Below are 16,487 nucleotides of genomic sequence, written 5' to 3' on the forward strand. Positions count from 1 at the left end.
AGTCGTTGCTGAACTCCGCGAGCCCGGCGGCACTCCGCGCGCCCGGCGGCGCCTACTGGCGGACCGCCGAGATCAGTCCGCCGGGCCGCTCCTCGCGCTGGGGCGGGGTGCCGAATGGGCGGCCGTAGGCGGCGGCGCGCTCGCGCAGGGTGTGGCTCTCGGCCTCCCAGCCGTGCCCGGCCAGCCAGCCCACCGGGTCGTCGGGCATCTCGGAGACCCACAGGGACGCCGCCGATCCCGGCTCGGCGCCCGCGCCGAAACGCTCGATCACACCGCGCGAGCCCAGCGTCAGCCCCATCCGGCTGCCCGCCGCCGACCGCGCGCCGATCCGGGCCAGCAGGAGTTCCACCGCGTCCCCGGGCAGGTAGATCAGCAGTCCTTCGGCGATCCACACGGTCGGCATCGCCGGGTCGTGCCCTGCGGCGGCCAGCGCGCCCGGCCAGTCCTCCCGTAGATCCACCGCGACGGTGATCCGCTCGCAGCGCGCGACGGCCCGCTCCCGGCGCAGTACCGAAGCCTTGAAGTCCAGCGGCGCGGCGGTGTCGACCTCGAACAGCCGGGTGCCCTCGGGCCAGTCCATCCGGAAGGCCCGGCTGTCCATACCGGCGCCGAGCAGCACGACCTGCCGGACCCCGGACGCGGAGGCCTGCCGCAACAGGTCGTCGAGGAATCTCGTCCTGACGACGACGGAGAACGACACGGCCGACCGGCGACGGCGTGCGGCCTCGTCATCGGGCGGCGGCGAGGAGGGCCACAGCCCGCCGGCGGCGGCGAAGGCCCGCGCCAGCGGGTCGCGGAACAGGGCGTCCTCCCGCTCGGTCTCCAGCGCCCGCACCCGGGCCACCCCCACCGCCGTGGCCCACACTCCCGACGGCTGCTCCCACTCCCGCTCATCAGTCATCGCGCAAGCCTAGAGGGGCGATGCCAGAGCGGGGCTGCCGCGTGCAGCCGGGTCCCCGCATCAGCCGGCCGGCGACCGGCCTTGGTGAAGTCTGATCGGTCTCGGCGGAGTTCGTCCGGCGCGGCGGCTCCGCGGTCGGTTCAGTCGACGGAGCTCATCGGCGGGGGCCACGGCCCTTCGAAGGCCGGACCGCAGTCAGGAGGCAGATGCGCCACCACCAGCGCGGCCGCCTCGCGTGGTGTGAGCGACTCGCCCAGGACGCGCCGGCGCCTGCCCAGCGGCGCGTACACGACGCACGAGTGCGCGTCGCCCACGATGAACGGCAGGTCGTTGCTCCACGGGAACTCTGTGTTCCGGTGGAAGGTGAGCGCCCCATGGCTCGGGAAGGGAAACAGGGCCCGCAACCGCGGTTCGGCGTGGGCGGCCGCGACGACGGCGGGGTCCCCCCGCCGCACCCCGGGGTGCCCTTCCCGCATCAGCCGCCAGGTCGTCTCGACAACCGTCTCCTCGGTCATCCCGCGATCATGACGCCCCCGGCCGACCAGGACAACCCGCTCCGCCGACGGCCGAACCCCGATGGGGCAGGCCGGCGGGGCAGACATACGGGCCTTGTCGGGCGACAGGTTCCGATATATCGTTGAAGCATCGCGACAGTACAGCGATGGAACTCGATGGAAGGAGCACCGCGATGCGCAGCTACGGACACGAGTACGGGCACGGGAACTGCGGCCCCGGACCCCGGGGCGAGGGTGAGGGGCGGCGGGCCTTCGGGCCGTTCGGGCCCGGATTCGGGGGCGGACCCTGGGGTGGAGGCGGCTTCGGTGGCCGGGGGCGTGGCGGTGGGCGCGGGCGGGCGCGGCGCGGTGATGTGCGCGCGTCGATCCTGGCCCTGCTCAAGGACCGCCCGATGCACGGGTACGAGATGATCCAGGAGATCGGCGAGCGTACGTCCGGGGCCTGGAAGCCCAGCCCCGGGTCCGTCTACCCGACCCTCCAGATGCTGGAGGACGAGGGCCTGATCGCCAGCGAGAGCGAGGGCGGCAAGAAGCTGTTCACGCTCACCGACGCCGGGCGCGCCGAGGCCGAGGCGGGGCCGGAGGCCCCGTGGGAGGAGGCCGGGCGCGGTATCGACTGGGACGCCGTGAACGAGATCCGGCAGGCCGGGTTCGGCCTGATGGAGGCGTTCGGTCAGGTCTGGAAGACCGGCAGCGCCGAGCAGCGTCAGAAGGCCGTCGATGTCGTCAACGAGGCCCGTAAGAAGATGTATCTGATCCTGGCCGACGAGGACTGACCGACCGGCTCCGGCCGCGGGTCGGGGAGGGTCGGGAGGGCTGAGCGGCCCGGGAGTTCCGGGAGTTCCGGGAAGTCCGGCCGGGTCCGGGGTGAGGGGCCCCGCGGTGTCCACCGCGGGGCCCCTCACCCTGTCCGGGTGTGGCGTGCGTCGCGGTCAGGTCACCAGGCCCGCCAGCCGGCTCAGCGATTCCGTCAGCGCCGCCGTGGCCGAGTCCTTCAGCTTGCCCGCCATCAGGGACACGGCCGCCCCCGTGAACTCCCCGTCGATCCGTACCGTCGTCGCCTCGCCGTCGGCCGTGAGCGAGTAGCGGGTGCCGATGGCGACGTTCATCGGGCCCTTGCCCCGGATCGCGAACACGCGCCCCGGCTCCAGCTCCGCGACCGTCCAGGCCACCTCGGCCGGAAAGCCCATCAGTCGCATGTTCTCCATGAAGGTGACGCCGGGCTCCAGAGTCGCCGGGCCGCCGTCCGGGAAGTCGGTGTGGGTGGCGTTCCACTGCCCGTACGAGCCGAAGTCGGTGAGCCGCGCCCACACCTTTCCGGCCGGTGCCTCGATCCGTGCCTCCGCGCTGACTTCGGCCATGGGCCACCCCTTTTACGCGTACCAGTCGGGCTTCGCTGTCGCGGAACGTAGCCGGGGCGGCGCCAACATTCAATACTGACGAATCGTCAGGTTGACGGTCTCGTCACCGGTCCACCAGATCCGCGCCGAGTCGAAGCAGTCCGAGGCGCGCGGCCGGCCGCTCTCGTCGTGGCAGTGGAACGCGGCCCAGAAGAGGTCGCCCGGCAGCGCCTCCCGAGGGGCGTACACCCGGTAGACGTACTGCTGCCCGTCGAGCGCGAGCAGGGCCACCATCCAGAACATGCCGGAAGGACGATACGGCACACCAGGTGCCCGCGCCGTCGGCCACTCGGGTGGGGCGCGGCCCGGTCCGACAGGTGGGTGCCGCCATGGCCGTGCCGGGCGGCCGAGGGTCGGGGGCCGGGCGCCGGGTGCCCCGGGCCGGGCGGCCGATGCGCCGGCCCCCGGCCCGGCCCCGGGGCCTCCAGATGTCGCGCCGTCAGAACTTCCGGCCGCTGGCAAGGCGGCGCGCCCCCTGAGGGAAGAAGTGGCGCGATCTCCTTCGTAAGGAGGAGGAATCGCCCGCCCGGCCCCGACTCCGGTGGGATGCGCGGATGCTCCTCGCCGGGGATGTCCCGGCGCCGTGGGTCTGATGAGGTGGGAATCGTGCACAATCCCGTCCCGAGCGTCCCCGCCCCCCGTCCCCAGGCGCACCGGCTGCTGCCCGCCGCGCGCCGGGCCGATCTGGAGAGCGTCCTGACCTCGGAGCTGATGACGGTCGTGGCCGGTGCCAGGCGGCGGACCCTGAGGGGCGGCGACCGGCAGATCGACACCGCCCACCTGCTGCACTCACTCGTCGAGAGCGACCCGGAGGCGGGCGCCGCCTTCGAGGGCGGCCACCAGGTCGCCCGGGTGCTCGGCTATCTCGTGCAGCGGTCCATCGGTTACGGGCTGCGCTGGCAACGGTCCGTCGAGGAGACCGGCACCGTGCTTCCCGTCCTGAGGCCGTCAGCTGAGGACGCGGGCTCCGCGCTTCCCGTCCTGAGGCCGGGCGAGGAGCCGGGTCCCGGGCTTTCGGTCCTGCGATCCGGCGAGGACGCGGGCTCGGCACCGCCCGCCCTGCGGTCCGGTGAAGACCCGGGGGCAGCGCTTCCCGTCTTGCGGTCCGGCGCGGAGAACGACCCCGCGCTTCCCGCCCTGCGGTCCGGCGAGGCGGCGTTCTCCGGCTGGTCCCCGGCCGCCGCGGCGGCCCTCGGGGGAGCCTTCGAACGGGCCGCCCGGCGCGGGGAGCGCCGGGCCCGGGGGCTGGATCTGCTCGGCGCGCTCGCCGCCGATCCCGACAGCCGGGCCGCCGAGGTGCTGCGCCGCGCGGGCGTCGACCGGACCGTTCTCGCGGCCCGGGTCGGGGAGCTGTCTCAACAGGTGCAACAGGGGTTACGCCCCTGATCAGGCCCTGTCATGATGGCCCGATGCACGCGTCTCAGGGGAGAAGCGCCGGCCTGGGACTCGCCCTGGCCTCGGCCTTCGCATTCGGTGGTTCAGGTGTGGCGGCCAAGCCGCTCATCGAGGCGGGGCTCGACCCGCTGCACGTGGTCTGGCTCAGGGTGGCCGGTGCCGCCCTCGTGATGCTGCCCGTGGCCTGGCGCCACCGCGACCTGCCCCGCCGCAAGCCCGCCCTGCTCGCCGGATTCGGTCTGCTCGGCGTCGCCGGTGTGCAGGCCTGCTACTTCGCGGCGATCTCCCGGGTCCCCGTCGGCGTCGCGCTGCTTGTCGAGTACTTCGCCCCCGCTCTCGTCCTCGGCTGGGTCCGCTTCGTCCAGCGCCGCCCGGTGACCCGCGCCGCCGCCCTCGGCGTCGTCCTCGCCGTCGGCGGACTCGCCTGTGTCGTCCAGATCTGGTCCGGGCTGAGCTTCGACGCCCTCGGCCTGCTGCTCGCGCTCGCCGCCGCGGGCTGCCAGGTCGGCTACTTCGTCCTGGCCGACCAGGGCACCGACGAGGCCGAGCCCGTCGACCCGCTCGGTTTCATCGCGTACGGACTGCTCTTCGGCGCCGTCCTACTCACCTTCGTCTCCCGCCCGTGGAACATGGACTGGCCGGTGCTCGGCGGGAGTGCCGAACTCGGCGGCACCACGGCCCCGGCCTGGCTGCTGCTGGCCTGGATCGTGCTGATCGCGACCGTCCTCGCGTACGTCACCGGGGTCGTGTCCGTACGCAAGCTCTCCCCGCAGGTCGCCGGCGTGGTGGCCTGTCTGGAGGCCGTGATCGCCACCGTCCTCGCCTGGGTGCTGCTCGGCGAGCACCTGGGGGCGCCGCAGATCGCGGGCGGCGCGGTGGTCCTCGTCGGCGCGTTCATCGCGCAGTCCTCGACGCCGAAGGCCGCGACGGCCGAACCGGTCGCCGGATCCACCGAGCGGACCGCCGCGGTAGGTGCGGGTGCGGGTGCGGCGGCGGGCGCCTCCCGGACGGACTCCGCGGATGCCGCGGATGCCCCGGCCGAACCGGGGTCGGCCGGTGCCGGTCTGGCGGCCGGAAAGGTCACCCCGTAGGGTGCCGACCATGCGTCTGACCGTACTGCCGCCCCCCGCGCTCTGACCGCGGGCGGCTCACTTCCGCTGACGAGGACCGAACTCGGGCGGGCCGAATCCAGGCCCCCGAGTGGTTCGTCGCCGCCCGCCCGCGGAGCCGGCGACCACCCATCCTTCCTCCTCATCGGAGTCCGTACGTGTCGAACACTCCTGGTTCCGCCCTGTCCACGGGGCGGAACCTCACCTTCCTGATCATCGCCGGTGTCGCCTGGGGCACCGCGGGCGCCGCCGCGTCCCTGGTCTTCAGGGCCAGCGATCTCGGCCCTCTCGCCCTGTCCTTCTGGCGCTACGTCGGCGCGCTGGTACTGCTGCTCGGCGTGCTCGCGCTGCGGCGGCGCGGGGCCGCCAAGACCCCGGCCGTACGCGAGCCGCGCGGGCGATGGCTCGTCCGCGTCCTCGGTACGGGCATCGGCATGGCCGTCTTCCACAGCGCCTACTTCGCCGCCGTCCAGGCCACCGGGCTCGCCGTCGGCACCGTCGTGACCCTCGGCGCCGGTCCCGTGCTCATCGCGGCCGGCGCCCGGATCCTCCTCGGCGAACGGCTGGGCGCGGGCGGGGTCATGGCCGTCACCGGGGCGCTCGCCGGGCTCGGCGTGCTCGTCCTCGGCGGGGGCGGCGCCGAGGTACGGCCGCTCGGCGTCGGGCTCGCCCTCGTCTCCGCCGCGGCCTACGCCGCGTTCACCCTGCTCACCCGGTGGCTCGGCCGCACCGGCGACGGGCGGGTCGACGTCCTGGCCACCACGACCTGGTCGTTCGCCGTCGGCGCCGCCGGTCTGCTGCCGATGGCGGCCGTCGAGGGGCTGGTCCCGCACACGGACGCCCCGCTGGCGATCCTCGGCCTGCTGGTCTACGTGGCGGCCGTCCCGACCGCACTCGCCAACGCGCTCTACTTCGCGGGGGCGGCCGTGATCCGCTCCGCGACCGTCTCCGTGATCATGCTTCTGGAGCCGGTCAGCGCGGCGCTCATCGCGGTCACCCTGCTCGGCGAACACCTCACCGCCTCCACCGTCGCCGGCACCCTCCTGCTGCTCTGCGCCGTCACCGGTCTCGCCTTCGCCGAGACACGGGCGGCGACAGGACGGCGCGGGGAGCGGGCGACGGCGGAGACGGTCTCCGTCACGTCGTAGCGGAGGGGCCCTCGGGGGCGGCCGGGCCGGCGGCGGACCGTCCCGCACCGGCGGGCCCGTCGACCGGTCCGTCTCCGGCCGGTTCGGGGGCGTGGCGGCGGAGCTGATGGGCTCGGGCCGCCGCGTCACCCGGTCCGGCGCGCTCGGCGAGCCGGACCGAGACCCGCTCCCGGACGGCCGCCGGCTTGTTGCCCGCGTACTTGAACTTGGCGCGGACGCCCGTCACTTCGAGCCGCAGTGCCCGGATGCCCGGCAGCATCCGTCCGAACGGCGCCTCGCCGGTGCGGACTTGTGCCGTGCCGCCCTCGGGCTGGAAGTGCGCGACCTGGCGGTTCAGCAACTCGGCCTTCTCCTCCGGGTCGTCCACCACGTGCGCGGTGCAGCGGAGCTGGACGGCCGCGTAGTACGAGGTCGGCGTGCCGTGTTCGGCCGGTGCGCCGTCCGGGGCGGTCCAGTGGCCCGGCACGTACACGTAGTCGTCGACCACGCTCAGCAGCACGGTGGAGTCGCGGTCCAGATCGCGCCAGAGTGGGTTGGGGCGGGCGAGATGGGTGATCGCCTGGCCGTACGGGCCGGGCCCGGGCTCGTACCGGAAGTGCAGCGGCTGCACCCACGGCGGTTCGCCGGGGGCGCCGTTGACCGCGAGCTGGCCGAAGTCGTGGGCGGCGAGCCAGCGTTGCCACTCGCCGTCGTCGTGGGGCGCGTCCCAGGGGTGGATCAGCACGGTGGATCGGTCCTCTCAGCGGCCGGCGAGGTAACCGGGCAGGGCGATGGCCGGGTCCAGGTCCTCGGCGGGCACCGGGGTGCCGAGGCCGCCGACGACCGGGACCACGCCGGACCAGTGGGGGAGCGTGGCGTCCTCGGGGTCGTCGTTGGGGCCGCCGGTGCGGACCTTGGCGGACACCTCGTCGAGGTCGAGGCGCAGCACGGCGGTCGCGGCGAGTTCCTTGGCGTTGCCGGGCCGGGAGTCGGCGGCGCGGCCGGGCACGACATGGTCGACCAGCGCGTCGAGAGCGGTCCGCAGCTCCTCCGGGTCGGTCACCTGGCGGGCGGTGCCGTGCACGACGACCGAGCGGTAGTTGATCGAGTGGTGGAAGGCGGACTTGGCCAGGACCAGGCCGTCCACATGGGTCACCGTCAGGCACACCGGCAGCCCGGGCCCCTCCGAACCGCCGTCGCCGTCACGACCGTTCCCGGCACTGTTCTCGGCACCGTTCCCGGTGCCGTCGCCCCTGCCGCCCGCCATCCGCATCGGCCGCGAGCCGGTCGAGCCGTGGACGTAGAGATGCTCGCCGACCCGGCCGTAGAGCGTGGGCAGGACGACCGGCGCGCCGTCACGGACGAAGCCGAGGTGGCAGACGTACCCCTCGTCGAGTATCGCGTGCACCAGCGGGCGGTCGTACGAGGCGCGTTCGCGGGAACGGGTGGGGATGGTCCGCTCGCTGGGCTCGTAGGGCGACAGGGCTGCGGGAAGCGCGTCCGTCATGGCGTACTCCATTGCACTAGTGCATAATAGGCTTTGTGCTAGGAGAGTATCGGATCGAAGGCCGTCGCGCATCGGAGATCGCCGCCAGCGTGGAGCGGGGGGTGGGCTCCGGGCAGCTCGAACCAGGGCAACCCCTGCCGCCCATGCGGGAGTTGGCGGCCACCCTCGGAGTGAATCCCAATACCGTCGCCGCCGCCTATCGCACCCTGCGCGAGCGCGGGGTGATCGAGACCGACGGCCGGCGCGGCAGCCGGGTGCGGCCCGCGCCCGCGACGACCGCCCGCGGCTCCCTCCAGGTCGAGGTCCCGGCCGGGGTCCGCGACGTCGGCAACGGCAGCCCGGACCCGGCGCTGCTGCCCCCGCTCGGCGCCGCCCTGGCCAAGGTCGCGGGCGCGTACGCCCGGCGGCCGACGCAGTACGGCGAGGAGCCCGTCGACGAGGAGTTCGCCCGGCTCGCGCGGGCCGCCTTCGACCGGGCGGGGGTGCCGGCCGGACCGGTCGGCGTCGCGTCGGGCTCGCTCGACGCCATCGAGCGGGTGCTGACCGCACGGCTGCGGCCCGGCGACGCCGTCGCCGTCGAGGACCCCGGCTGGGGCAGCCTCCTCGATCTCGTCCCCGCGCTCGGGCTGCGGCCGGTCCCGGTCGCCGTCGACGACGACGGGCCGCTGCCGGACTCGGTGGCCCGCGCGCTGCGGGCCGGCGCCCGCGCGGTCGTCGTCACCGACCGCGCGCAGAACCCGACCGGCGCCCGCGTCACCGAGGCCCGCGCCGCCGCGCTGCGGGCGGTGCTGGACCGCCACCCCGACGTCCTGCTCATCGAGGACGACCACGGCCACGGCATCGTCGCCGAGCCCCCGCATCCGCTCGCCACAGGCGCCGGCGCGTGGGTGTTCGTCCGCTCGGTGGCCAAGGCGTGGGGCCCCGACCTGCGGATCGCCGCCTTCACCGGGGACCCGGAGACCGTCGACCGGGTCCTCGGCCGGCAGCGGCTCGGCCCCGGCTGGGTCAGCCTGCTGCTCCAGCGCGCGGTCGTGGAACTGTGGACCTCCGGGGCTGTCGATCCGGACGCGGTCGCGGCGGCGTACGGGGAGCGGCGCGACGGGCTCGTCCGGGCGCTCGCCGCGCGCGGGGTCGAGGCGCACGGCCGCAGCGGGATGAACGTGTGGATCCCGGTCGCCGACGAGACCGGTGCCGTCGCCCGGCTGCAGGCCCGGGGCTGGGCGGTCGCGCCCGGCGCGCGCTTCCGGCTGGAGGCCGGGCCGGCGGTCCGGGTCACCGTCTCCGGGCTCACCCTCGCCGATCTCGAACCGCTCGCCGACGCGCTGGCCCACGCGGCGGGCCCCGCGCCGGCCCGGAGGTACGGCTGAGGGGGGCGGGAGCGGGGGCGGGGTCCGCTGGTCCGGGCCCGTGTCCGAGTCCGCGGGTCCGCGCCCGTACGCGGCCGAATCCGGTTCCGTACCCGCGAACCCGCACCCGAGGCCGTGACCGTATCCAGGGACGCGGCGGGCTCGGGCCCCGTGGCGTGGCGTGGCGTGGCGTGGTGCGGTGCGGTGAGGCGGATGTCCCGGGCCTCCGGTGTGGATGCTCCGTCGTCCTCGCACGGACACCGTTCGAACGCGCCGAGTCGCGGGTGGTGACATCTCGGTCCAGGATGGCGCTGTGTGGGGGCCGGTCGTGGCGGCGGACCCGCGACCGGCCCCCCGGGGTCGGCACCCCGGCCGCCGCACGGCGACCCCGAGGCCCGTCCCGGCATCCGTCCGAACCCGGCAGGAGGCTCCCCCCATGGACCCCGTGCTCACCCCTGACGCGCTCGCCAAGCTGCGCCAGCCCCGCCCGTACCCCGCGGTCTCCCTCGTGATGCCCACGCATCGCCGCGAACCGGAGAACACCCAGGACCCGGTACGGCTGCGCAACCTGGTCGCCCAGGCGGAGAAAGCCGTCCAGGAGGACCCGGACGTACCCCGGGAGCGGCGCCTCGACATCCTCGACCAGCTGCGCCGGGCCGTGGCCGAGACCGACCTCGTGCACGCCGAGGACGGGCTGGTGATCTACGTGGCGCAGGGCGAGCACCAGGTGTGGTCGGTGGCCCGCGCCGTACCCGAGCGGGTGGTGCTCTCCGACACCTTCCTCACCCGCAACCTGGTCGCGGCCCAGGCCGCCGAACAGCCCTACTGGGCCCTGGCGGTGGCGGCCGACCGGGTCTCGCTGTGGAGCGGCGACCCCGAGCGGGCCACCGAACACGGCAAGGACGGCTTCCCGCTCACCCGGAGCCTGGAGGACCCGGACGTCGAGCGCAAGGAGCGCATCGGCGACGTGCCCAGCACCTTCCAGGACGAGGAGGCCCGCCAGTTCCTGCGCGAGGCGCACGAGAAGCTGCGGGCCGTCGTCGCCGCCGAGCCCCGCCCGCTCTACGTGCTGGGGTCGGCCCCCGCGCTCGCCCTACTGGAGGACCTGGGCTCGCTCGGCCCGGACGCCATGACGATCCAGCAGGGCGGTCTCGCCGAAGGGCCGGCCGCCGCCGTGTGGCAGGCCGTCGAACCGCTGCGCCAGGCGCGGGTGGCGGCGGCGACGTCCACGGTGGTGGCGGAGCTGGACGCGGCACGGGGGCGCAACGAGTTCGCGGGCGGCATCGACGAGGTCTGGCAGGCCGTGCGGCAGGCGCGGGTGCGGCTGCTGGCGGTGGAGGAGCACTACCGGACCGTCGTCCGCGAGGAGGGCGATCACCTGGAGCCCGCCCAGTCCGGGGACGAGGGTGCCCGGGACGACATGGTCGACGAGATCGTCGAGCAGGCGCTGGAGACCGGTACCGAGGTCCGCTTCGTGCCCGACGGCACGCTGGAGGAGCAGGGGCGGATCGCGGGCGTCCTGCGCTACTGAACGACCGGGCCCGGCCCGTCCGGAGTCGGGCCCCCGGGCGCGGAGGGCACCGCAGCCGCAGCTGAAGCCGAAGCGGCAGCCGGAGCCTGGGCCGCGACCGCCGGGGCCGGGGCCGTGGCCGGAACCGAGGCGGCGAGCGGAACGGGGGCCTTGTCGGGGGCCGGAGCCGGGACGGACGCCGCAGCCGTGACCGGAACGGGGCGCCGCAGCGGCGGGGTGTGCTCCCGGACCGGCGGGGTGTGGTCGGGGACCGGCTCCGGGCGGGGTGCCCGGCGCGGGCCGCGGGTCTGGGTGAGGGCGGCGCCGGCGAGGACGATCACCGCACCGACCGGGGTGTTCCAGGTCAGCGTCTCGCCCAGGACGGCGACACCGGCGGCCGTGGCGATGACCGGGATGAAGTACGTGACCATGGACGCGGTCGTCGGGCCGACCTCCGCGACCACCCCGTACTGGAGCAGCATGGCGCACCCCGTACCCAGCGCGCCGAGCGCGACCACCGACAGCAGCGGCAGCACCTCGAAGCGCTCCGGCCAGGTGGTGAACAGCGGAGTGACGAAGGCCAGCTGGACCGTGGCCAGGCCGACCTGGGTGCAGGCGAGGGACAGGTTCGAGGATCCGGTGCCGGACAGAGTGCGGCGGACGTAGATCCAGCCGACCGCGTAGCTGAGCGAGGCGAGCAGGGCCAGCGCCGTACCGGTGACGTCCAGTCCCGAGAAGCCCTGCCAGGCGCCGAGCACGGTCAGCACGCCGATGAAGCCGATGCCGAGTCCGGCCGCGCGCACCCGGGTCGGCCGGTCCTCGGAGAGCGCGACGAGCGACAGCAGCATGCCCCACAGCGGGGTGGTGGCGTTGCAGATGCCCGCGAGCGTCGAGGGGATCGTCAGCTCCGCGTAGGCGAAGAGGGAGAACGGCAGCGCGTTGAGCAGGAAGGCGGCCACCGCCAGATGCCCCCAGGCACGGGGGCCGCGCGGCAGCCGGTCACGCTTCGCGACCATCGCGACGGCCAGCACCGCCGTACCGAACAGCAGCCGGCCGAAGGTCACCTGGAACGGGGCGAAGCCGTCCGTGCCCACCTTGATGAAGAGGAAGCTGAATCCCCAGATCAGGGCCAGGACGCCGAAGCGCACCCGCCAGTCCACGCCGCGCGGGCGGGGCGCGGCGGCGGGGCGGGCGGAAAGGGAGGGAGGGACAGGAGGGGCGGAAGGGGAGGAAGAAGAGGACGAGGAGCTGCTCATGCACCACAGAGTGAACGAGGCAACTTCGTAGCACAAGCGAGAATTCCTTGGGTGGATGTCTTAGCATTGCTTACATGTTGAATCTGGAGCGCCTGCGGACCCTGGACGCCGTCGCACGGCACGGATCGGTGAGCGGAGCCGCCGACGGACTGCATGTCACGACCTCCGCCGTGTCCCAGCAACTCGCCAAACTGGAACGCGAGATCGGTCAGCAGCTGCTCGCCAGGAGCGGCCGAGGGATCCGGCTCACCGACGCCGGGCTGCTGCTCGCCGAGCACGCCGGGCGGATCCTGTCCCAGGTGGAACTCGCCCAGGCCGACATCGAGGCACAGCGCGGCCAGGTGGTCGGAGAGGTACGCATCGCCGCGTTCCCGACGGCCATGCGCGGGCTCTTCCCCGCCGCGATCCGCGCGCTGCGCGCGGCCCACCCCGAGCTGCGGGTGCACACCACCGAGCTGGAGCCCGAGCCCGGGGTCCGCGAGGTGCTGCGCGGGGACTGCGACCTGTCGGTCGTACTCGACTGGAACAACAAGCGGTCCCCCGTCCCCGCCGGTCTCGAACGTGTCCATCTCCTCGATGACGCCGCCGACTTGGCCCTGCCCGCCGACCATCCGCTGGCCGGCCGGGAGGTCGTCGACCTGGAGGACTTCGCGGGGGAGGACTGGGTGTCCTGGCCGCGCGGCGAGTTCTGTCACGAGTGGCTGATGTTCACCCTGCGCGCCAAGGGGGTCGAGCCGCGCATCGCCCATGTCGCCGCCGACCACCACACCCAGCTCGCGCTGGTCGCCGCCGGGCTCGGCGTCTGTGTCGCGCCCCGGCTCGGGCGGCTGTCGATGGGGGACGGAGTCTCCTTCGTGCCCGTACGGCAGCCGGTGCGCCGGCACATCTACGCGACCTGGCGCACCGACGCCGGGCGCCGGCCCTCGATACGGGCGGTCGTGGACGCGCTGCGGGCGGCCGGCGCGCCGCTGTCCGTCTGACGACGGTACGGGGAGGGCGGCCCGGGGCCGGATCCGGGACCTCGGCGCTCAGGTGTACGGCCCGCCATCCCGGGTGCCTGGTCCGGCACTTGGAGGTACGGAGCCCGGGCCGGTGAGGGGCCTCACCCCTCGGTGAGCTTGCGGAAGTCCCAGGAGACGACGGCGCTCGGGGTGAGCCTCAGCCAGGCGTGCCGGCCGTCGTGCGGCATGGTGTCGAGGCCGAAGTTCTTGGCGGCGAAGAGCCTTTCGGGGACGTCGAGTTCGGGGTGGGGCTCGCCGGTGCGCGGCGCCTCGCCCACGAACTCCACACTGCCGGACAGCTCCACCCCGCGCAGCTCCCCGTACCCCTCGCCGTCGTCGACCACGACCGCGATCCGGGGATCGGCCCGCAGATCGGCCCAACGGCGGCTGCGGGTCAGGGAGTAGAGCCAGAGCGACGTTCCGTCCCAGACGAACCAGAGGGCGCCCGCGTGTGGACGGCCGTCGGCGGAGACGGTCGCCACCCGGCAGGTGCGCTGCCCCGCGAGATAGGAGTCGATCTCGTCCGGGGTCATCATGATCCGGCGCCCGCGGCGCTGTTCCGTGGCCATCCTCCGCACCCTTCTGGCTATCTGATGAAGTGTCAGAAATCATGGCGGCTCCGGATGTCCAGGAGCAAGAAGGAGGGTGCCATGACCGGGCCGAATCCGCTCGCCGGGCTGCTCGCCTTGGACGGAGTCGTCCTGCTCACCGTCGAGTGCCAGGAGGGTGTCGTCGGGGCGTCGAGCGCCCTCCCCGAACTTGCTGCGGCGGCACGGGAATCGGGCGTGCTCGTCCGGGTGGCCCGGCTCGTCTCCGCCGCGCACGGGGCGGGCGTCCAGGTACTGCACGCGGTCGCCGAGCGCCGCCCCGATGGGCGCGGCGCGAACCGCAACGCCCGCCTCTTCCGCGCCGCCGCCCGGCTCCCCGTCGCGCAGCACCCCGGCAGTGCGGCCGTACGGATCGCCGAGCCGATCGAGGTGGCCGAGGAGGACCTGGTGGTCCGACGGCTGCACGGGCTCTCGCCGATCGCCGGGACGGACGTGGACGCGCTGCTCCGCAACCTCGGCTGCCGGACGCTGGTCGTCGCCGGGGTCTCGGCCAACGTGGCCGTGCCGAACGCGGTCTTCGACGCCGTCAACCTCGGCTACACCGTCGTCGTGCCGAGCGACGCCATCGCCGGGGTGCCCGCGGACTACACCGCCGCGATGCTCCGCCACACCCTCGCGCTCGTCGCCACCCTCGCGACGACGGACGAGGTGCTGGCCCACTGGCGCACGCCCTGACACGATGCCCGGTGAACCGTCCGGCGGAATGCCCGGCGTCCTCGCCCGGTGCTCCCCGAGGCCGGTCCTGTCCCCGTCCCCGCCCTCGTCCCCGGCGGTCCGCCAGGTCCGTCAGACGCCGCGGGTGAGCGACAGCGCGCACGCCTCCAGCGTCGCCCGGTGCACGGCGCGGGCGAGCCGGGCGCCCCAGACGGAGCGCGGACCGGCGAAGGGCTCGGCCGGACCTCGGCCGGGGGAGGGGCACGCGACGCAGACCGCGTCGGTCGGGGTGCCGGAGGCGTCGGCCCCGGCGTCGAGCAGTGCCTGGACCTTCGCCTCGGTCGCCGTGGCGATCGCGTTGACCAGCGCCGCGTCCGAGAGCGGCACCGGGAGCGAGACGACGATGTTGATAGTGCCGGGGCGCGGTGGGCCGACGGTGCCCGGGGCCGGGGCCGCGGCCCACCCCCGTACCCCGATCCCGGCGGTCACCAGGGCCTCGGCGCCGTCGTCGGCGGCGAACCGCCGTTCGTCGAGCTCCGCCGCCGTCATCAGACCCACACCGGGGCCGGACAGCCCCGCTCCGGCGGCCAGTTCGCGCAGATGATCGACCGGGTCGAGCCGCCCGTACCCCGGGGGCACCTGGGCGTTGACCACCCAGCTCCGCTCCCCGAGGCCACCGCCGAGAACGGCGCTGGACACCATCCGGGTGCCGGGTCCGGGCGCCCAGACCAGCAGCGGCCAGCGCCGGCCGTCCTCCGTGTGGTCCAGGAGGACGGGGTCGGCGAGCGAGGCGGGGCTGATGTCCGGTGCGGCGGCCGGGGATCGCGAGAGCACCCCGCACCCTAACCCGCGCCCCGGCCGGGGCCACCGGCCCGTACCGGCCCCGTTTCCGGCCCGTTCCGGACAGACGACGGGGGAGCGATCTTCTTCGGCGAACGGCCTGTCCGGGCCCGGTGGTTCGCGTCCGTCGCAGGACGGAACGGAAGCGGAATGGCCGGGACCCGCGCGGGCGGGCGGTCAGGAACCCGGCCGTGAACCTCCGGACGCTGCCTGCTGTCCGGCCTTCTTCCACGGCGTGACCCCGAGCTTGCCGGTGGTCCCGAGGTCGAGGTGCGGGGTCACCGTCACCGGGCCCGCGCCCGCCTTCGCCCGGACTCGTACGTAGGGCACGTTCACCGGCGTGCCGGACTCGGTGGTGTTGCGCCAGGCCAGGGCGGCGGTCGCCGACTCGCCCGGCCGGAGGGTCACCCGCCGGGGCGGCTCGTCGGGGCCGAGGCCCGTGGTGATCTCCCCGCTGCCGTGGAGAATCCGCACGCCGTCGACGGGCTCGCGCCGGGAGTCGAGGAGTTCGAGGAGGGGGTAGCCCTCGACGGTGTAGTCGCGCGTGCCGCAGTTGTCCAGGCGCAGGCCCACGACGCGCAGCCCCATGGCCGCGTTGCCGTCGTCGGCACCGATCCGGATCCCGGAGGCGGGGCAGGTGCCGACCTCGGCCGGGGCCTCGCTCGCGGGGACCTTGGTCACCGTCGTCACCTTCGCCCCCGTCACCCGAGGCGTGAACGCCTGGGCCTGGACCGTGCCCCGTACGGTCTTCCCGGGGGCGACATCGCGCACGGTCACCCGCTGGTTGTCCATGGCCCCGCCGTCCTCGTTCGTGAAGGTGATGACGACGGTGTACGTCAGCGCCACCGGCCCCTTGTTGACGACCTCGTAGGCGGCGGAGGTTCCCGCGCCGGCCAGGGCCGTGGGAAGCGGATCGGCGTGCACGGCGTAAGGACGGGAGGGCGAGGGTGAGGGCGAGGACGAAGGCGGGGCCGGCGGCGGGGTCAGCGAGACGACCCGTACACCGTCCTTGCCCGGGTCGTCGATCGGCGTACCGGACGGGAGTGCGGCCGGGGTGCCGTCCGTGCCTGTTCTCCCGCCGTCCGCGGGTGTGGTCCCGCAGCCCGTGAGGAGCAGCGCGGTCGCGGCGAGAGCCGACACGAGAGGGGTGGTCGCGGCGAGGGCCGGGCGGGCGGCGGGGAAGCGGCGCATCAAGGCATCCCATCAGGGAGCGCGTCCCGGAGGTGTGAGGGAAGCCATAGTTCCGGTCACAGGGGCGTCACAAAGGCCCTCCGCCGTACGGGAGCTGCCGCGCGCCGGAGCAGGTCCGGGTACAGGT

18 protein-coding genes are annotated in these 16,487 nt (G+C 74.6%); 8 read left to right on the top strand and 10 right to left on the bottom strand.

The features are described from left to right. Positions 1–52 precede the first annotated feature (52 nt). Both ABZ990_RS14475 and ABZ990_RS14480 read right to left on the bottom strand, forming a co-directional pair. A complete protein-coding gene (locus ABZ990_RS14475) occupies positions 53–901 on the bottom strand; it encodes a class I SAM-dependent methyltransferase (RefSeq protein ID WP_361230572.1) in 849 nt (282 codons plus the stop codon). Between the two features lie 140 nt (positions 902–1,041). After that, positions 1,042–1,416 (bottom strand): DUF6193 family natural product biosynthesis protein, encoded by a 375-nt coding sequence (locus ABZ990_RS14480; protein ID WP_361230575.1) that lies wholly within the window; start codon positions 1,414–1,416, stop codon positions 1,042–1,044. A 173-nt stretch (positions 1,417–1,589) separates the two neighbouring features. On the opposite strand from ABZ990_RS14480, the gene ABZ990_RS14485 reads away from it, so the two are divergent. After that, on the top strand, positions 1,590–2,192 hold the full coding sequence (locus ABZ990_RS14485; protein ID WP_361230578.1) for a PadR family transcriptional regulator: 603 nt from the start codon (positions 1,590–1,592) through the stop codon (positions 2,190–2,192). A 156-nt stretch (positions 2,193–2,348) separates the two neighbouring features. On the opposite strand, the gene ABZ990_RS14490 is transcribed toward ABZ990_RS14485, so the two are convergent. Continuing rightward, the gene (locus ABZ990_RS14490) at positions 2,349–2,777 is read right to left on the bottom strand and encodes an SRPBCC family protein (RefSeq protein WP_361230581.1); all 429 of its coding nucleotides are present in this window, start codon (positions 2,775–2,777) and stop codon (positions 2,349–2,351) included. 69 nt (positions 2,778–2,846) lie between these two features. Further along, positions 2,847–3,059, bottom strand: coding sequence for a hypothetical protein (locus ABZ990_RS14495; protein ID WP_361230584.1), 213 nt, complete (start codon positions 3,057–3,059; stop codon positions 2,847–2,849). Between the two features lie 363 nt (positions 3,060–3,422). On the opposite strand from ABZ990_RS14495, the gene ABZ990_RS14500 reads away from it, so the two are divergent. The 3 genes from ABZ990_RS14500 to ABZ990_RS14510 all read left to right on the top strand — a co-directional run bounded on the left by ABZ990_RS14500 (position 3,423) and on the right by ABZ990_RS14510 (position 6,468). Then, on the top strand, positions 3,423–4,202 hold the full coding sequence (locus ABZ990_RS14500; RefSeq protein WP_361230587.1) for a Clp protease N-terminal domain-containing protein: 780 nt from the start codon (positions 3,423–3,425) through the stop codon (positions 4,200–4,202). A 23-nt stretch (positions 4,203–4,225) separates the two neighbouring features. Continuing rightward, the gene (locus tag ABZ990_RS14505; RefSeq protein WP_361230590.1) at positions 4,226–5,302 is read left to right on the top strand and encodes a DMT family transporter; all 1,077 of its coding nucleotides are present in this window, start codon (positions 4,226–4,228) and stop codon (positions 5,300–5,302) included. A 176-nt stretch (positions 5,303–5,478) separates the two neighbouring features. Then, on the top strand, positions 5,479–6,468 hold the full coding sequence (locus ABZ990_RS14510) for a DMT family transporter (protein WP_361230592.1): 990 nt from the start codon (positions 5,479–5,481) through the stop codon (positions 6,466–6,468). Here the strand turns inward: ABZ990_RS14510 and ABZ990_RS14515 are convergent. Next, positions 6,458–7,192 carry an FMN-binding negative transcriptional regulator gene (locus ABZ990_RS14515; RefSeq protein ID WP_361230595.1) on the bottom strand — a complete coding sequence of 245 codons (735 nt, stop codon included), beginning with the start codon at positions 7,190–7,192 and terminating at the stop codon, positions 6,458–6,460. The two genes, ABZ990_RS14510 and ABZ990_RS14515, sit on opposite strands and share 11 nt — an antisense overlap. Positions 7,193–7,207: 15 nt before the next feature. After that, the gene (locus tag ABZ990_RS14520; protein WP_361230598.1) at positions 7,208–7,954 is read right to left on the bottom strand and encodes a pyridoxamine 5'-phosphate oxidase family protein; all 747 of its coding nucleotides are present in this window, start codon (positions 7,952–7,954) and stop codon (positions 7,208–7,210) included. Between the two features lie 35 nt (positions 7,955–7,989). Between ABZ990_RS14520 and ABZ990_RS14525 the strand changes: the two genes are divergently transcribed. Both ABZ990_RS14525 and ABZ990_RS14530 read left to right on the top strand, forming a co-directional pair. Then, positions 7,990–9,321: an aminotransferase class I/II-fold pyridoxal phosphate-dependent enzyme gene (locus ABZ990_RS14525; RefSeq protein WP_361230601.1), complete on the top strand. Its 1,332-nt coding sequence runs from the start codon at positions 7,990–7,992 to the stop codon at positions 9,319–9,321. 415 nt (positions 9,322–9,736) lie between these two features. Further along, a complete protein-coding gene (locus tag ABZ990_RS14530; RefSeq protein WP_361230604.1) occupies positions 9,737–10,831 on the top strand; it encodes a chemotaxis protein in 1,095 nt (364 codons plus the stop codon). Here the strand turns inward: ABZ990_RS14530 and ABZ990_RS14535 are convergent. Beyond that, on the bottom strand, positions 10,825–12,066 hold the full coding sequence (locus ABZ990_RS14535; RefSeq protein ID WP_361230607.1) for a DMT family transporter: 1,242 nt from the start codon (positions 12,064–12,066) through the stop codon (positions 10,825–10,827). The two genes, ABZ990_RS14530 and ABZ990_RS14535, sit on opposite strands and share 7 nt — an antisense overlap. A 74-nt stretch (positions 12,067–12,140) precedes the next feature. Here ABZ990_RS14535 and ABZ990_RS14540 point away from each other — a divergent pair, with 74 nt between their 5' ends. After that, positions 12,141–13,046, top strand: a complete 906-nt coding sequence (locus ABZ990_RS14540) for a LysR substrate-binding domain-containing protein (RefSeq protein WP_361230610.1) — start codon at positions 12,141–12,143, stop codon at positions 13,044–13,046. Positions 13,047–13,168: 122 nt separating this feature from the next. Here the strand turns inward: ABZ990_RS14540 and ABZ990_RS14545 are convergent, their stop codons facing one another. Continuing rightward, the gene (locus tag ABZ990_RS14545; RefSeq protein ID WP_361230613.1) at positions 13,169–13,636 is read right to left on the bottom strand and encodes a pyridoxamine 5'-phosphate oxidase family protein; all 468 of its coding nucleotides are present in this window, start codon (positions 13,634–13,636) and stop codon (positions 13,169–13,171) included. Positions 13,637–13,717: 81 nt separating this feature from the next. Between ABZ990_RS14545 and ABZ990_RS14550 the strand changes: the two genes are divergently transcribed. Then, positions 13,718–14,350: a cysteine hydrolase gene (locus ABZ990_RS14550; RefSeq protein ID WP_361230615.1), complete on the top strand. Its 633-nt coding sequence runs from the start codon at positions 13,718–13,720 to the stop codon at positions 14,348–14,350. 111 nt (positions 14,351–14,461) lie between these two features. Here the strand turns inward: ABZ990_RS14550 and ABZ990_RS14555 are convergent, their stop codons facing one another. Together ABZ990_RS14555 and ABZ990_RS14560 are read right to left on the bottom strand one after the other, a co-directional pair. Then, positions 14,462–15,031, bottom strand: coding sequence for an adenosylcobinamide amidohydrolase (locus ABZ990_RS14555; RefSeq protein ID WP_361230824.1), 570 nt, complete (start codon positions 15,029–15,031; stop codon positions 14,462–14,464). A gap of 315 nt (positions 15,032–15,346) precedes the next feature. Further along, the gene (locus ABZ990_RS14560) at positions 15,347–16,360 is read right to left on the bottom strand and encodes a DUF4232 domain-containing protein (protein WP_361230618.1); all 1,014 of its coding nucleotides are present in this window, start codon (positions 16,358–16,360) and stop codon (positions 15,347–15,349) included. Positions 16,361–16,487 lie beyond the last annotated feature (127 nt).

Origin of the sequence: Streptomyces sp. NPDC046203, from assembly GCF_040646255.1 — a bacterium.
Lineage (GTDB): Bacteria > Actinomycetota > Actinomycetes > Streptomycetales > Streptomycetaceae > Streptomyces.

Bases quoted from the DNA above. Each gene is read 5' to 3' on its own strand.
- ABZ990_RS14475 (WP_361230572.1), bottom strand. From the start codon at position 901: ATGACTGATGAGCGGGAGTGGGAGCAGCCGTCGGGAGTGTGGGCCACG.
- ABZ990_RS14480 (WP_361230575.1), bottom strand. From the start codon at position 1,416: ATGACCGAGGAGACGGTTGTCGAGACGACCTGGCGGCTGATGCGGGAA.
- ABZ990_RS14485 (WP_361230578.1), top strand. From the start codon at position 1,590: ATGCGCAGCTACGGACACGAGTACGGGCACGGGAACTGCGGCCCCGGA.
- ABZ990_RS14490 (WP_361230581.1), bottom strand. From the start codon at position 2,777: ATGGCCGAAGTCAGCGCGGAGGCACGGATCGAGGCACCGGCCGGAAAG.
- ABZ990_RS14495 (WP_361230584.1), bottom strand. From the start codon at position 3,059: ATGTTCTGGATGGTGGCCCTGCTCGCGCTCGACGGGCAGCAGTACGTC.
- ABZ990_RS14505 (WP_361230590.1), top strand. From the start codon at position 4,226: ATGCACGCGTCTCAGGGGAGAAGCGCCGGCCTGGGACTCGCCCTGGCC.
- ABZ990_RS14520 (WP_361230598.1), bottom strand. From the start codon at position 7,954: ATGACGGACGCGCTTCCCGCAGCCCTGTCGCCCTACGAGCCCAGCGAG.
- ABZ990_RS14530 (WP_361230604.1), top strand. From the start codon at position 9,737: ATGGACCCCGTGCTCACCCCTGACGCGCTCGCCAAGCTGCGCCAGCCC.
- ABZ990_RS14535 (WP_361230607.1), bottom strand. From the start codon at position 12,066: ATGAGCAGCTCCTCGTCCTCTTCTTCCTCCCCTTCCGCCCCTCCTGTC.
- ABZ990_RS14540 (WP_361230610.1), top strand. From the start codon at position 12,141: ATGTTGAATCTGGAGCGCCTGCGGACCCTGGACGCCGTCGCACGGCAC.
- ABZ990_RS14545 (WP_361230613.1), bottom strand. From the start codon at position 13,636: ATGGCCACGGAACAGCGCCGCGGGCGCCGGATCATGATGACCCCGGAC.
- ABZ990_RS14550 (WP_361230615.1), top strand. From the start codon at position 13,718: ATGACCGGGCCGAATCCGCTCGCCGGGCTGCTCGCCTTGGACGGAGTC.
- ABZ990_RS14555 (WP_361230824.1), bottom strand. From the start codon at position 15,031: ATGGTGTCCAGCGCCGTTCTCGGCGGTGGCCTCGGGGAGCGGAGCTGG.
- ABZ990_RS14560 (WP_361230618.1), bottom strand. From the start codon at position 16,360: ATGCGCCGCTTCCCCGCCGCCCGCCCGGCCCTCGCCGCGACCACCCCT.